The sequence below is a fragment of the Parvularcula sp. IMCC14364 genome (assembly GCF_030758415.1).
Taxonomy (GTDB): domain Bacteria; phylum Pseudomonadota; class Alphaproteobacteria; order Caulobacterales; family Parvularculaceae; genus Aquisalinus.
Map to the genome: position 1 here is coordinate 403,151 of NZ_CP132334.1, position 14,648 is coordinate 417,798.

Consider the following 14,648-nt stretch of genomic DNA (forward strand, 5'->3'; position numbering starts at 1 on the left):
CAACAGGCAAAGCACCTATGCGCACAGATGTGCTTGATATCGAAGCCTTCTATGATTCTGCCCTCGGGCAGACGACGGCGAGCTATGTTTCAGCCCGCCTTGAACAGGCCTGGGGCTCGGCAGAGGGCTTGCGGGTGGCAAGTTTTGGCTATGGTCAGCCCTATCTGCCGGTCTTTTCCGCTGCTGAGCGGTGCCTTTCGCTGCTGCCAGAAGGCATGGGCGTTTCTGCCGGGGCCGCCGCAAATCATGCCTGCCTGACCAGTGATGTGTACTGGCCCTTGCCGGATGCTTCCATGGACAGGGTTCTGATCGTCCATGGTCTTGAGGAGGCGGCTGCGCCAAGGCGCTTGCTGCGGGAGGTCTGGCGCGTGCTGGCCGATGACGGTCGGCTGATCATTGTTGTGCCGAACCGGCGTGGCCCATGGGCGATGATTGAAACAACGCCTTTTTCTGCTGGCCGGCCCTATCTGCGGGTGCAGCTGGACCGCCTCTTGAAATCCGCCATGTTTACGCCAGCGGCCCATAGCTCGGCCCTTTATTTTCCGCCGCTTGATATGGGCTTTTTGTTGCGCGCCTCCCGCGCCTGGGAGCGGGCAGGCGAATATATGTGGTCGGCCCTGGCCGGGGTGACCCTTGTGGAAGCGGTCAAGGAAATTGCGATCCCCGCTGGCGGCACCAAGGCGGATGTATTGCAGCCAAGACTTTTGCGCCCGGCCACCACACGCCGCAGTGCCCGCAGCTTGCATCCTGTCGGTGATCGCGCGACAAGCCCGCAAGGAAGCGGTGTAATCGTGAAGCCGGGTAAGACATGACGCCTAAAGAGCAAAATCATGGCCTGTTTGACAGGGCCTGCATTATCGGCATCGGCCTGATCGGCTCCTCCCTTGCGCGCGCGCTGAAGCGAGACGGTCTGGCGCGCGAGCTGGTCGCGATCGACCAGTCAGAAACAGCGTGTGCTGAAGCCATTGATTTGGGTATCGTCACCGCCACGTCACAAGACATCAGCGCTGCTGCAGGCTGTGATCTCATCATTGTCGCAACGCCGGTGGGCGTGATGCCCGGCGTGTTACAGGCACTTGCTGATGTCGCCCATGACGGGGCCATCATTATGGATGTGGGATCGGTGAAGGGCAGTGTTGCAGACGCTGCCGCGAAGCTGCCACCAAACCTCCATGTGGTGCCGGCACACCCGATTGCGGGGACGGAAAATTCCGGCCCGGCTTCCGGTTTCGCAGAGCTTTTTGAAAATCGCTGGTGCATCCTGACCCCGCTGGCCCGGCAGGATGATGCCTATCTGGGCGCGGTCGAAAAAGTCGAAACCCTCTGGCGCAGCATCGGCTCTGATGTTGCCCGGATGGATGCAGCCCATCATGACCTTGCGCTCGCGGTTACCTCTCACCTGCCACACCTGATTGCCTACACGCTTGTGGGCGCGGCGGATGATGTGGAGAGCGTCAATGAGGCAGAGGTTGTGAAATACTCAGCTGGCGGCTTTCGGGACTTTACCCGCATTGCCGCTTCTGACCCGGTGATGTGGCGCGACGTTTTTCTGCATAACAAGGACGCCGTGCTGGAAGTGCTTGGCCGGTTTTCGGAAGAGCTGGCTGTGATGCAGCGGGCGATCCGTTGGGGGGATGCGCAAGCGCTTGAAAAGGCATTCACGCGCTCACGCGGCTTGCGCAAGGCCATTATCGACGCCGGTCAGGAATCCGCCGAGCCGAATTTTGGCCGCGACAGCAAGCCTACAAGGTCAGACACTGATCAGTAGACGCCGACCAGAGGCATCAGGGCAGGTTCAGAGCGCCAGGTCTTGGCCGACATTGCAAATTTTTTTTTGGGGGGATGTCTTGGTTAGAAACCCAGCCGGTATTCGCAAAGCGGACATTTGCGTTTCAATGTGCTCTAAAACAGTGCCCATAGAAACTAAGGATCAAGCTTCTTTATTTATCGCGATCCTCAAGAACCGGCGCGAACAAGAAGAAAGCAACAACAAACCAGTTCGCGACGAAGAGCACATTGACCAAGGCAGACACGTTCGTGCCAGGTCCTTGCAACCATTCAATTACAGCCGCAGATGCCGCGCTCTGCTCTGGGAGAGCCTGAATAGCTTCCCTGACAGAAACATAGGCGGCCTGCTCCCAATAATATAAGCCAAGTAGTGCCACATAGCCGGCTGAATATAATAATAGGATACCCAACTTTAGTAAAATTCCTGCGCGGTTAAGAAACAGGAACACTCCAGCAATTAGCGCGAATTGCACGGCAATGATCTGAGTTGAAAGAAAACCCAAATTCGCTCGCGACATAGCCGCTAGTTCCAAGAGATCTGCTTCTGTCATCGCGCCCTGCTCCTATTAGCCATCGTTCTCCTTAGCATGGATCGCTGACTTCCGCGAAGAGGGCGAAACAGTCGTTCAAGTTAGGCAATCGAATGACAGCGATGACCCACTCCCGGCCCGGCTGATTGCGTATGCGCGCCTGGGGTCATCCTGGGGTCATCCTGGGGTCAGGCCATGGCGGTGATCTCGTTTAACAGGTCGGCTGTTGTGGCGGGCATTTTGCGCGCGGCTTTTGCCTGACGGCGGCGCTCGGCCCGGCTGAGATTTTTTTTCGGGGTGAGGCCGGGCAAGGCGTCATCGCGCGCCGCGGCGGCTGGCTGTGGTGAGGCGGATTGCAGCGGTTTTGCCCCTGTAACGGGCATGGCTGCCTCTATTATCTCATTGCCGGGCGTGGTGGTCCGGTCAGATTTTTTTGTGGGTGATGTGGCAGTGGTGTGCACTTTGTCGCTGGTGTCTGTGTCTTTTGCCTCTGCCGTGTTTGTTGCATCTGCGTCATCCGTTGGGGCGGGTGTACAGGTTCGCTGGTTGTACACGGCCATCGCCTCGGCAATGGTGACTTTCAACCCCATGTCTTTTTTCAGGGCTTCGAGTTTCTCGTAAGAGCGGATCTGGCAGGCCACGAGGCGGACCTGATCCTGCATCAGGCGCACGCGCTTTTCCTGTGGATTGAACAGGCTGCGCTGATCGGCGATCTGCAGGGTCAGGCTGTCGAGGGCTGTCTGCAGGTTGGTGATGCGGGACTGGGGCGTGAGCAGAAGGTCCCGGCCGTGGCTGAGTGGGGCTGATGCGGTTGTTGATGCAGTCATTCGGGGTCTCCTTTTTTTTGAGGCGCGAAATGTGCCGGGAGACCCAGACTAAAGGCTGACAAAGGGGGGCCCATAGATTTTAATGTTTACGATGACAACATGGGGGCTGAAGGGGGGTAAGCGGCTGAAATGGGGGCTGGCATGAGGCTGAACGGGCGCCATCGCGCACAAGCGACCAGCGCTTGCCTGCCAGCCCCCGAATTTCACAACCGGCGGGTATTCGCCAATGACAGTCGGCCGTTGGTGTTCCGAAAGTTCTAAGTGTGATCCCGTTTTCAGACTTTCGTCACTACGCGATCCACTTCACATGGCGTTAACCTAAAATCCCGAAACCGGCAACGAAAAGCAAAAACCGGTGAGCGCCGCCTCTTCAAATGACACCGCTATCCAACAAGACCACTTCTGAGCGTTTCAGAGATGCCGGTCAGACTAAACCTCCTGAGCAGAACAATGGGCGTGATCGAGACGATGAGAATGAGCGTTAAAATCTGAGAAGTGCGCAAGAGAGCACAAGAATTTGCAGGTTTAGCGTCACTCGATCTCTGAAGGCTAGACGTAACACGCTTATGTGTCCTACGATCTGGGTTGGGGTCGTATCGTGGGGTTAGGGATGGAATTTAATCAAGCTGAGATCATGGGCTATCTGCAACTTGCCCTTTCGGTCATTTTAGCAGGCTTCGGCGTTTGGGTGCTAAAATGTCTTTCACCTTTGAATGATGATCTCGCCGAGCTGGAAGAAAATTGGGTAACAAAACAGGCGAACGAAAAATCAAAAATTAATAAGGGTAAGGATCTACTGAAAATAAGGATCACAAAATCTACGACACCGGAGTCTCTTATCAAGAAAGCGAATGAGTATATTGAGTTTATAGACGATATGAATGCGAAAATGTCCTTGTACGGTGCTTGGTTGATACTAAAGATGGTATTTTTTGTGTTGTTGGGCGTCCTTATCCTTTCATCTGCATATGCCTTATTCATTACCTGGGTAGATGGCATTGTAGATCTCGCAGAGATCAATCTTCTAGAGACAATTCTGACTATCCATCAAAATTCTGTGACATCACTGTTGCTTATGCCCGAGAAAGAACTAGTCGGTGTTCTAGATTCGCATTTGACCTATGTGCCGACTGTTCTTTTGTCATGGATTGCACCAATTGACTTGATCGCAATGGTGATATTCATCTTCAAGGCTGTGGTATTTATCTTTGGCGGTAAGCGTTGGCAGAAGACCAAGTCGAAGCTTCAGCTTGTTAAAAAAATAGATGAAGCAGAACTATCAGACTTCATTAAGCGCAAAAATAACGACAAAGCCGATAAGAAAAAAACGCCGGATGATTGGTGGTATGAGGAATGGTTATCTGTGGAGGAGATGCCAAACGTCGCAGCGTTACGACGGATTGAATAGCTGTAGTAGTCGCGATTTGATCTGACATATTTCCGTATCCAAGAGTATTTAAACAGCTCAGAGGGTGATATGCCCCGGCTCACCACGTGCCGTTTTCTCCGCAGATTAAAAAGCGCGAACATTCGCTATCGGAAGAAAAAGTGTCGGCCATCGGCAGAATGGGTATGGGCGTGTTGGACAAGCTGTATTTGCTGTTTGATGAGGTGTTCTGGGATCAGGACTTAACAACACCGGAAAATGACCTGCCACGCGGGCAGTTCAACTACTGGATTAACTTCCATGAGTATTTAGGTGTTCCGATTATCGCGGCCTTTAATGCTGCAACGCCGGCGCTTGATCTGAGCCACGAAAGTGACGATGAGCTCGTCTCCCGTGCCCCCACAGCCCTAAATGCAGCATATCCTCAATAACTAACGCCAAATTGACCACTCTTGAGCATGCGTGTTCTCGACTCGCTAGAAACATAACGAGTGTCCGTTTTAGGGCTGTGCGTTCAATGGGTCGTCGCAACACATACGATAAATTCGATATGTGGAGCGACAGTGATGAGGAAGAAATACGTACGGGTTGGCTTTACACCGGCTCAAAAGGCAGAGCTGTGGGAGCGATGGCGACGCGGCGAACAAATGAAGTCGATCGGGCGAGAGTTCGGAAAACCATCTTCGAGCATTTTCAAACATATTCGTTCGACGGGTGGGTATACTCCGGTTGAACGTCGCCGCGCGCCCGGCTGTTTGAGTTTGGCTGAGCGTGAAGAGATTTCTCGAGGACTTATGGTGGACCGATCCATCCGATCGATTGCACGCGCTTTGGGGCGTGCTGCTTCAACCATCAGCCGGGAGATCAAGCGCAATGGTGGCGCCAGGCGTTACCGCGCGGTCAAAGCAGATAAGCGCGCCTGGAAGCAGGCCCTACGTCCGAAGCCTTGCAAGCTGGCCATGCATGATGAGTTGCGGCAAGTTGTAGTTTGCAAGCTTCAGCGCCATTGGTCACCACAGCAGATCGCCGGCTGGTTAGCGCGGGCGCACCCAAGGCAAGAGGCGATGAACGTGTCTCATGAAACGATCTATCGAAGCCTATACGTACAGGCGCGCGGTGTGCTGAAGAAAGAGCTCGTGCAGTATTTACGAACGTGTCGCCAGTTACGCGGTTCAAGACATGCGCTTAAAGGCAAAGACCCACGCGGACAGATCAAGGATGCGGTCTCGATCAGCGAACGACCTGCTTCGGTGGAGGATCGCGCCGTCCCCGGTCACTGGGAAGGTGACCTGATTTGTGGTCCCAAGCATAGCTTCATCGTGACCCTGGTTGAGCGTCACTCGCGCTATGTGATGCTTGCAAAGGTAGCCAACCGGCGCACTGAAACCGTCGTCGATGCGTTGATCGAACATGCCAACAGAATCCCAGACGAACTCTATAAATCCCTTACCTGGGATCGAGGCCATGAACTGGCAGAGCATAAGCGCTTCACTGTTGAAACGGATATCGAAGTCTATTTCTGCGATCCGCAAAGTCCATGGCAGCGCGGCACGAACGAAAACACCAATCGGCTATTGCGCCAATATCTCCCCAAGGGAACGGATCTGTCAGTGCACTCCCAGGAGCAGTTGGACGCGATCGCCAGAGAACTAAATGAGCGCCCAAGAAAAACACTGGACTATGAGACCCCAGCTGAGCGATTAAATACCTGTGTTGCGATGACCGGTTGAATCGGCAGGCGCTTTTAAGTCGCTCGAAAAGACGGGTTGACCGGCAATTTGGGGCCAGGGACAGTCACTAGACCTCGACTTGAGCCCCTGCAAATTTTGCCATTCCGTAGACTTCGCGACACAACAGGCGTAAACTCGCGTCAGAGGAGATGAGCGGCCTATTCAGGCCCGTATCGCGGGAGGTATCAGAAATGAAAGTTACCCTGAACGTCAATAATCAGGACAGGACAGTTGATGTCGATCCCGATACGCCCCTGTTGTGGGTGTTGCGCGATGATATGCGCCTGACCGGCACCAAGTTTGGCTGCGGCATTGCCCAGTGTGGTGCCTGCACGGTGCATGTCAATGGCCGGCCACGGCGCGCCTGTGTGACGCCGATTGCCGCGCTGGAGGGGGCCGCGGTCACCACGGTTGAAGGCCTCGATGGGGCAGAAGCCGACGCGGTGAAAGAGGCCTGGGCCGCGTTTGATACCCCGCAATGCGGATATTGCCAGTCAGGCCAGATCATGACGGCGACGGCCTTGCTCGCGGTGAACCCGTCACCCAGTGACAAGGATATTGATGACTCATTTGCCGGGAATATTTGCCGCTGCGCGACATATGTCCGTATCCGGAAGGCTGTGAAGGCCGCCGGCGAAAAGCTGGAGGGCTAGATCATGTCACCACTGGATACAGTTGCGCCATCGCGCCGTACTTTCCTCACGGGTGCAGGTGCCCTGATGATCGGGCTGACCTTGCCCATGAAAACAAGGGCGCAGGATGCCGCATTATCGGCAACGCACGCCTATAATGCTTTTGTCCGGGTCGGGGCAGACAATCTCGTCACGGTGATTGTCAAACATATTGAATTTGGCCAGGGTCCATGGACAGGTCTCGCCACGCTTGTGGCAGATGAGATGGATGCTGACTGGGTCCAGATCCGCGCTGAACATGCCCCCGCAGATAATGATCTCTATACGAATAAAGTAAGCGGCGGCATGCAGATCACTGGCGGCTCTACGGCCATGGCTGATTCCTTCCTCTTGATGCGCAAGGCTGGCGCTGCTGCCAGGGCTATGCTTGTCTCTGCCGCAGCAGAGGCATGGGGCGTTGAGGCAGCTGATATCCGCGTCGAGAAAGGCATCATTGCGCATCCGAGCAGTGGCCAGAGCGCAACATTCGGCACCTTTGCCGAACGTGCCGCCGGGTTTGATGTGCCGCAGGAGCCGACACTGAAAACGCCTGACCAGTTTGTCTATATCGGCAAAAATGTGCCCAAACTGGACACGGCCAGCAAGTCAAATGGCGACGCCATATTCACCCTTGATGTGTACAAGGATGATATGCTGACGGTGGTGCTGGAGCACCCGTCAGTCTTTGGGGCAAAGGTGGGCTCAGTTGATGATGCGAAGGCGAGGGTCGTCTCTGGCGTTGCGGACGTCAAGCAGCTCAGCACCGGCGTTGCTGTTTATGGCGAGAACACATTTGCCGCGCTGAAAGGGCGCAAGCTGCTCGATGTGTCCTGGGATACAAGCGAGGCAGAAACAAGAACGTCCGACGAAATCATGGCCGAGCGTGTTGCCGCTGTGAAACGGCGCGGCGCTGTTGCAGGTGAAACAGGCGATGTCGATCAGGCACTTGCCTCTGCCGCTACGACGCTGGAGGCGGACTATGAGTTCCCCTATCTCGTTCATGCCCCGATGGAGCCGCTGGATGCTGTTATCGCACGCCGCGATGATGGTGGCATTGATGTCTGGATGGGTAGCCAGGCACCCGGGTTTGATCAGCAGGCTGTTGCCGCTGTAACGGGTGTTGAACAGGCGCAGGTCCATGTTCATACCATGCTGGCTGGCGGCAGTTTCGGCCGGCGTGCCCAGCCCATGTCGCAATTTGCGGCTGAAGCCGCAGAGGTTTTCATGGCCGCTGGGGGCGAGCAGCCGGTCAAGCTGATGTGGACACGCGAGGATGATATTCAGGGTGGGTTCTATCGACCTGTCACAGCGCACCGGATGCGTGGGGGGCTTGATGCTGACGGCAATATCGTGGCCTGGGATCATGTTATGGCCGGGCAGTCATTCCTGTATAATACGCCTTTTGAGAGCATGATGATCCAGAATGGTGTGGATGCCGGGCTGGTCGAGGGCGGCAGTGCCATTCCGTATGCTGTACCGAATTTCAATGCTTCCTGCCATATCCTGAACTGTCCGGTCACGACTTTATGGTGGCGCTCGGTCGGCCATACGCATACGGGATACACGGTTGAAACATTCATTGACGAACTGCTGGAAAAAGGTGGCCGGGATGTTGTCGAGGGGCGTCTTGCCCTGATGGGCGATCATCAGCGCCTTGCGGCGACGCTACGCCGGGTTGCCGAAATGGCGGATTGGGGACGCAGCCTGCCCGAAGGTCATGCGCTGGGGGTGGCTAGTGTTGAATCATTCCGCTCATACGTTTCGGAAATTGCTGAGGTTTCCATTGAGGATGGTGTGCCGCGTGTCCATAAAGTCTGGTGCGCGGTTGACTGCGGTATTGCGGTTAATCCGGAAATTATCAAAGCGCAGATGGAAGGTGGCATCGGGTATGGTTTGGGTGCGGTGCTTTTCAATGAGCTTGAATTGGGGGAGGGCGGCAAGGTGATGCAGTCCAACTTCCATGATTATCGCTCTCTGCGCATTGCCGAGATGCCGGATGTGGAAACATCAATCATCACCTCTGATGCAGCCCCGACAGGCGTCGGTGAGCCTGGCACGCCGCCAATCGGCCCGGCTGTCGCCAACGCAGTGCGGCAGTTAACGGGACAGCCTGTGCGCAAACTGCCGATGATCAAGAGCCTAAAGGCCTAGGAGCGACAAGATGATAAAAAATGTCATGACAAAAATGATTACATCCATGGTCGCGGTCGGCCTTTTGCTCGGCGCCTGTGCGGAGAAGGGGGCAGAAGAGGCGGCGACGGACAGTCACTCGGGCGCCCATGAAAATACAGCCTATACAGATGTAACAGAGGTGAAGGGATTGAAAACACCTGCCTCTTTTGCAGCCATCACAGACGATAATGCGCGTGCAGCAGCCCTGTTTGAGGAAATGTCGAAGGTGCTTCTGCACCCAAGATGCTCAAACTGTCATCCACGCTATGGCGGCCCGACACAGGGCGACAATATGGAGCCGCATGAACCGCCGGTGATACGCGGTGCCGGCCTCGGCGCAGAAGCGATGGGCTGCGATACCTGTCACGGCAAAGAAAATGTCGCCTTTGCCAGCATGGAAGGCTCAATACCCGGTGCAGAGCCCTGGTTGCTGGCGCCTGAAAGCATGGGCTGGGCTGGTGCCAGCCCAGCTGAGCTTTGTGTGCAGATCAAGGATGAAAGCCTGAATGGCGGACGCACGCTTGAAGATCTCGTTGAGCACAACACGCAGGACCATCTGGTGAACTGGGCCTGGAACCCGGGAGAGGGCCGCAGCCCGGCACCCGGAGAGCAGGCACTGTTCGGTGCCTTGACCTCTGCCTGGGTTGACGCCGGGGCGCATTGTCCGGCCTAGGAAAGGCCTCTTGAAGGCAGCCTTTATTCCAGCGGCTCAAGGCGCGCGATGGTGATGCCGCCCAGCGGTGTCCTAACGCGGGCACGACCATCCTTCAACTGAAGAGGCACGCGCATTTCTTCGCCCATGGCAGAAGAGATCATGCTCAGTGTCCCATCAACATCTCTGGCATTATCCGCTGACAGAAGATCATAATTGACAAGCAAAGAGAGCAGCCCGGCATGGTCGGCAATGCTGGCTGTCAGGTCACCCGCTGGATAGCTGTCTGAATCGACGCTCAGGTTGCCGGTCAGGGCAACTTTGGAGGCAGGCATCGTCTCGTCGCCACTGCCAACAACCATCCGGGCGCTGCTAATGAGCACTTCACCGCCAGCGCGCTGCCAGTTCAGATAAGTACTGCGCCCCCCGACCGCGTCCATCAATTCAGGCAGGCGTGCAGCATCAATGCTGGCATCCGCCAGCGTGATCCGTATACCACGTTCAGGTGTTTCTCCATCAAGGAAAATTGCTTCTGCCAAGAGGGCGAACTGGCCGATATCCTGTTGGCGGCCTGTTTCTTCATCATCTCGCAGATAGGTATTGGCACGCAGCGAGCCGATGGAAATCCGGTTGAAACTTGTTGCCGATGTGCCGCCCTCAGGGGCAGCGATAACATTATGCAGTTCAACCGCATTGGCCGTTTCGGACAGGCTGGCTTTCATGACATCTGCATTGATCCGCCAGATTTCCGTGCCCTGATCTGCCATGACACGCACCTGCTGCTCCCCGTATGGCATCAGGATCAATCGGGTGGGATTGTAGGGGATTGTGTCCACGTAAAGCCGCTCTGCCTGCCACTCCCAGCCATCCTCCGGGTTGCCATAGACCGGCGCCATGAGTTTGCCGCGCAGCAGGAACGGATATCCTTCAACGCTGATTTTCCCGTGCTCAACCACAAAACCGCTTTGCCGCTGATCATCTATCCAGTTGTTAAGTTCCTCGCGCATGATGTTCGCCCCCATCATCCAGATGACTGTATAGATCGCGAAGATGACGCCGCCAGCGCCCAGCGGTCCATATAGCAGCCAGCGATTGGCGCGTTTTCCTGATGATTGCGGGCTTGAGGCTGTCTGGCTCACGAGAAATTCTCCGGATTTTTCAGGGATCAGTTTAGGGCAGCAGTCTGCCTGTTGCAGCCGCTATTTGCAGGATAAATCAGGTTTAATGACGGACCCTGTCCGGTTTTTCCCGGGATGGGCGTTTCGCAGGCGCTGGTGTCGGCAATATCTCATCATCATCGTCTTCTTCGTCTGCAGGGGCATCGAAGCCGGAAAGTTCCAGGGAGTGCCGTTCGATCACTTCCTGTATCTCCGCCATGAATCCCTTGCGGCTGAGGCCCGTGGGCACAGGGGGCAGAAAACTGACCGTGATGGTGCCTGGATGGCGGATCAGCCCCGGTTGCTTCCAGTATAATCCTGAATTATGGGCGACAGGATGGCAGGGCAGGCCAAGCCGGGCATAAATCCCGGCGACTCCCGGGTGATAGGTGCCGGTCGTGCCCGGTTGCATCCGCGTGCCTTCCGGAAAGATCAGGACCTGATAGCCGTCAGCGGTTTCTTTCTGGGCCCGCTCGATGATGCTGCGCATGGCGTTGATGCCTGACTTGCGATCAATGGGGATGAAGCCGCAGGCCTTTAGCCACCAGCCAAACATCGGGATCATCAGCAGTTCCTTTTTCAGGATAAAGCACGGCTTTGGCAGAATCAGGGTCAGGGCCATGGTTTCCCAGAAGGATTGATGTTTTGCAGCAATCAGCGCCCCGCTGGTCGGCATGTTTTGCGGGTTTTCGATCCGGTGATCGACGCCGCAAAAAATGCGTGCGCCAAAAAGCACAGTGCGACACCAGAACTTGCCGAGCGCCAGCGCCCAGTCACGCCGCGCAAGCGTAACGAAAGCAAGTGTGCCAATCACGGCTGTCACCAGAACAAGCCAGACCCTGAGCAGGAGAGAGCGAAGGAGAATCAACATCTAAGGGGAGATAGCCTGTCAGGACAAAGGCAGCAACTGCCCGAGGCGCACCGCCAGAAATTTCATATATTCCGTCATGAGAACACGCCAGGCTTCCGATGATGTCAGCCAGCCTTCTGCAGGGGCGGATTTGGAAGCGACAGGCCAGACGACCACATTCAGCTCAGGCATAATGGCGTGAATTTCTGCCCTGGCGCGGGGAACATGATAATCCGTGGTGACAAGAATGGCCGTGTTGAAACCCTCAGCCTGAACCCAGTCACGGGTTTCTATCGCATTTCCTTTGGTGGTCAGTGCCCGTTTGCCAATATCGATACAACAGTCGAACAGAAGGTCTGAGCCGGTGAACTGCGCCGCCAGCTCTTCTTTTCTGGTATCCGGGTGCACCCCGGAAATGAGGACTTTCCGGCCACGCCGTTCTGCCAGCAGATCAACGGCCGCCCCGATGCGTCGCCCGCCGCCGCCTGTCAGGGCGATAATGCCCGTCTGTTCATTCTGCAAAGCCAGAAGATGAACGGCGACAGCCGGATCACCTTCACGCGGCAGGGTTGCAACAAAGACGAAAAACCCGCCCAGCCAGAGCAGGAAAACGAATGTCACCAGTCGCAGCAGTTTCTGCATTCAACCCCTACCGTTACGCCGCCTCCATGGGCTTCCCGGAAAGGGTGGCCCAGAGCACTGCAGATATTACCTCACTTGGCGTGAGACGCAAATGTGCCTGTCGCATAGGTTAACATGTCCCGATGTGGCATCTGGCGCAGGATATTCGAGAAATTCACACGCGCAGCGGCCAGAAGGCGCGTTATTTCTGCCTTTTCTCGAAAGCGGCCATCTGTTCGGGCGTGGCTTCAGTCTGATATTGGGCTTTCCAGTCCTGATAGGGCATCCCGTAAATGCGCGCGCGGGCAGCATCATCAGAGACGTTGATCCCCGCCTCATCGGCCGCTTTCTTGTACCATTTGCCAAGGCAGTTACGGCAGAAATCGGCCAGGATCATCAGATCGATATTCTGTACATCCTTGCGGTTGTCCAGGTGGGCCAGAAGCTGCCGGAAGGCTGCGGCATCCAGCTTGTCCTGTTCATCGGGCGTCAGGTCGGTCATGGGGGGGCTCCGGTAATGTGCTTTGAATGAAACCAGATCAGAAGCGCTTTGCAAGCGTTTGCAGCACAGTTGTTCTCGCGGTCCAGGCAGCCACAAGACAGGTCACAAGAGGGACGCTGAGCAAGTAGAAGAACAGACCGCCACCGCCGGAAAGGTCCGGCAGGAAATAGCCCGCATCAATGCGCGCGCCAAAGGCCAGCACGAGCACAAAAATACACGCGGCGGCAAGTATAACGCCTGCCATAGCCCCGCGCAGGCCCAGCACCAGAAAACGCCGCTGCACTTCCAGTGCGATATATCTGTCCGTGGCCCCCACCAGATGCAGGACATCAACAATTTCCTTGTTGGCCGCCAGCCCGGCTTTGGTGGCAAAAATAATCACGACACAAACGGCCCCCATGATGAGGGCAAAGACGCCAAAGGCAAATATCTGCACTGTCCGGGCAGAAGCGGCCAGCGAGTCATTCCAGGTCGAGTGATCGTCAATCGCAGCGCCGGGGGCGGCAACAGCCAGATCATCAGCAAGCCCATCAAGGTTTTGACGCAAGGCAGGGGTTACTTCCATCTCAATAAGGCCGGGCACCGGCAGGCTCGCGGGCAGGTTGCTTGTGCCCAGCCATGGCTGGAGCAGCTCTACGGTTTCTTCCCGCGACAGGGCCCGTGCTGCCACAACCCCATCCGTATCGCGCAAAAATTCCATCGCCTTGCCGGTATCAGAGGCGATCGTGATGGCGTCCTGACCCTTGATCTGTACGGTAACAGATCCGCGCAGGTCCGAGGTCCAGTCATCCGCCGCTTCACTGACAGCGAAAAAACCGGCCAGCGCCAGGCTGGCGAGAAAACAGATCACCATGATGACGGCCACCAGTGGCGTTCCGGCGGCACCTGCCTCCGGCAGCAAGGGCGCCCGTTTCAGCCATGGCAGCAATTTCTCTGACGGCATGAGCGTTGTGCCGGTATCCGTTGTATCTTCCATCGCCATTATGAAGCCTGCCCCTGCAGGGAGATGGTCCCGTTTTGGTCATCTGCGGTTTCCGTGAGTTGCGCGCCCGCCCCGGACTGATTCTCTTTAAGGGGGCCATGCAACGTCAGACGGCCCTCTTTCAGTCTGAGCACGCTTTTGCGCATCCGCCGCACCAGCGCGAGATCGTGGGTGGCAACGATCACTGTCGTGCCAAGTTTGTTCAATTCAATGAGCAGACGCATGATCCGTTCGCCCATGATCGGGTCAACATTGCCGGTGGGCTCGTCCGCCAGGATCAGGTCAGGTTTGGATACGAGAGCGCGGGCGAGGGCCACGCGCTGTTTTTCACCACCGGAAAGTGTTTGTGGCAGGGCGTCCATCTTGGTGCCCAGTCCCACCCAGGTTAACAATTCGGTTACGTCTTGCCCGTACTCCTTTTGGTTAACACCTGCGACCCGCATGGGCAGCGCAGCATTCTCATAGGCCGTGAGATGATCGAGCAGACGGAATTCCTGAAACACCACACCGATGCGACGGCGCATATGCGGCAGATCGTCTCGTGGCACCGTGCCGACATCAGTGCCGAACAGTTCCAGTGCGCCGCTGGTCGGCTTGTGCGCGAGATACATCATCTTGAGGAGCGAGGTCTTGCCAGCGCCGGACGGTCCCGTGAGGAAACGGAAGTCACCATCCCGAATGATGAGATTCAGATCTTTCAGAATGTCCAGATGCCCGTCATAGGACAGGCAGGCATTCTTGAATTGGACGATTGGCTCTACCATCACTCTCAAACCGGC

16 protein-coding genes are annotated in these 14,648 nt (G+C 56.2%); 8 read left to right on the forward strand and 8 right to left on the reverse strand.

Annotated features, from left to right (window positions below; genetic code table 11):
• Positions 1 to 17 precede the first annotated feature (17 nt).
• Positions 18 to 812 carry a class I SAM-dependent methyltransferase gene (locus tag RAL90_RS01950; protein WP_306252853.1) on the forward strand — a complete coding sequence of 265 codons (795 nt, stop codon included), beginning with the start codon at positions 18 to 20 and terminating at the stop codon, positions 810 to 812.
• The gene (locus RAL90_RS01955) at positions 809 to 1,768 is read left to right on the forward strand and encodes a prephenate/arogenate dehydrogenase family protein (RefSeq protein ID WP_306252854.1); all 960 of its coding nucleotides are present in this window, start codon (positions 809 to 811) and stop codon (positions 1,766 to 1,768) included. The genes RAL90_RS01950 and RAL90_RS01955 overlap by 4 nt, the downstream gene beginning before the upstream one ends.
• A 172-nt stretch (positions 1,769 to 1,940) precedes the next feature.
• On the opposite strand, the gene RAL90_RS01960 is transcribed toward RAL90_RS01955, so the two are convergent.
• Positions 1,941 to 2,339 carry a hypothetical protein gene (locus RAL90_RS01960; RefSeq protein ID WP_306252855.1) on the reverse strand — a complete coding sequence of 133 codons (399 nt, stop codon included), beginning with the start codon at positions 2,337 to 2,339 and terminating at the stop codon, positions 1,941 to 1,943.
• Positions 2,340 to 2,506: 167 nt separating this feature from the next.
• On the reverse strand, positions 2,507 to 3,145 hold the full coding sequence (locus RAL90_RS01965) for a hypothetical protein (protein WP_306252856.1): 639 nt from the start codon (positions 3,143 to 3,145) through the stop codon (positions 2,507 to 2,509).
• Positions 3,146 to 3,755: 610 nt separating this feature from the next.
• Between RAL90_RS01965 and RAL90_RS01970 the strand changes: the two genes are divergently transcribed.
• The 6 genes from RAL90_RS01970 (at position 3,756) to RAL90_RS01995 (ending at position 9,778) form a co-directional block, all read left to right on the forward strand.
• Entirely contained in the window at positions 3,756 to 4,553 is a 798-nt protein-coding gene (locus tag RAL90_RS01970) for a hypothetical protein (RefSeq protein ID WP_306252857.1), read from the forward strand.
• Positions 4,554 to 4,639: 86 nt separating this feature from the next.
• On the forward strand, positions 4,640 to 4,963 hold the full coding sequence (locus tag RAL90_RS01975) for an FAD-dependent oxidoreductase (RefSeq protein ID WP_306252858.1): 324 nt from the start codon (positions 4,640 to 4,642) through the stop codon (positions 4,961 to 4,963).
• 135 nt (positions 4,964 to 5,098) lie between these two features.
• Positions 5,099 to 6,262 carry an IS30 family transposase gene (locus RAL90_RS01980; protein ID WP_306252534.1) on the forward strand — a complete coding sequence of 388 codons (1,164 nt, stop codon included), beginning with the start codon at positions 5,099 to 5,101 and terminating at the stop codon, positions 6,260 to 6,262.
• Positions 6,263 to 6,453: 191 nt separating this feature from the next.
• Complete coding sequence (locus RAL90_RS01985; protein WP_306252859.1) at positions 6,454 to 6,915, forward strand: (2Fe-2S)-binding protein; 462 nt, start codon at positions 6,454 to 6,456, stop codon at positions 6,913 to 6,915.
• Positions 6,916 to 6,918: 3 nt separating this feature from the next.
• Positions 6,919 to 9,084 (forward strand): xanthine dehydrogenase family protein molybdopterin-binding subunit, encoded by a 2,166-nt coding sequence (locus RAL90_RS01990; protein ID WP_306252860.1) that lies wholly within the window; start codon positions 6,919 to 6,921, stop codon positions 9,082 to 9,084.
• 10 nt (positions 9,085 to 9,094) lie between these two features.
• Positions 9,095 to 9,778, forward strand: a complete 684-nt coding sequence (locus RAL90_RS01995) for a hypothetical protein (protein ID WP_306252861.1) — start codon at positions 9,095 to 9,097, stop codon at positions 9,776 to 9,778.
• A 23-nt stretch (positions 9,779 to 9,801) separates the two neighbouring features.
• Here RAL90_RS01995 and RAL90_RS02000 read toward each other — a convergent pair whose 3' ends face one another.
• The 6 genes from RAL90_RS02000 to ftsE form a co-directional block, all read right to left on the reverse strand.
• Positions 9,802 to 10,896, reverse strand: coding sequence for a DUF2125 domain-containing protein (locus RAL90_RS02000; RefSeq protein ID WP_306252862.1), 1,095 nt, complete (start codon positions 10,894 to 10,896; stop codon positions 9,802 to 9,804).
• 82 nt (positions 10,897 to 10,978) lie between these two features.
• Positions 10,979 to 11,785 carry a 1-acyl-sn-glycerol-3-phosphate acyltransferase gene (locus RAL90_RS02005; protein WP_306252863.1) on the reverse strand — a complete coding sequence of 269 codons (807 nt, stop codon included), beginning with the start codon at positions 11,783 to 11,785 and terminating at the stop codon, positions 10,979 to 10,981.
• 18 nt (positions 11,786 to 11,803) lie between these two features.
• On the reverse strand, positions 11,804 to 12,406 hold the full coding sequence (locus RAL90_RS02010) for a YdcF family protein (RefSeq protein ID WP_306252864.1): 603 nt from the start codon (positions 12,404 to 12,406) through the stop codon (positions 11,804 to 11,806).
• 181 nt (positions 12,407 to 12,587) lie between these two features.
• Positions 12,588 to 12,887, reverse strand: coding sequence for a DUF1244 domain-containing protein (locus tag RAL90_RS02015; RefSeq protein WP_306252865.1), 300 nt, complete (start codon positions 12,885 to 12,887; stop codon positions 12,588 to 12,590).
• Between the two features lie 37 nt (positions 12,888 to 12,924).
• Entirely contained in the window at positions 12,925 to 13,869 is a 945-nt protein-coding gene (locus RAL90_RS02020) for an ABC transporter permease (protein WP_306252866.1), read from the reverse strand.
• The gene (gene ftsE / locus RAL90_RS02025; protein WP_306252867.1) at positions 13,869 to 14,633 is read right to left on the reverse strand and encodes a cell division ATP-binding protein FtsE; all 765 of its coding nucleotides are present in this window, start codon (positions 14,631 to 14,633) and stop codon (positions 13,869 to 13,871) included. The genes RAL90_RS02020 and ftsE overlap by 1 nt, the downstream gene beginning before the upstream one ends.
• Between the last annotated feature and the right edge of the window lie 15 nt (positions 14,634 to 14,648).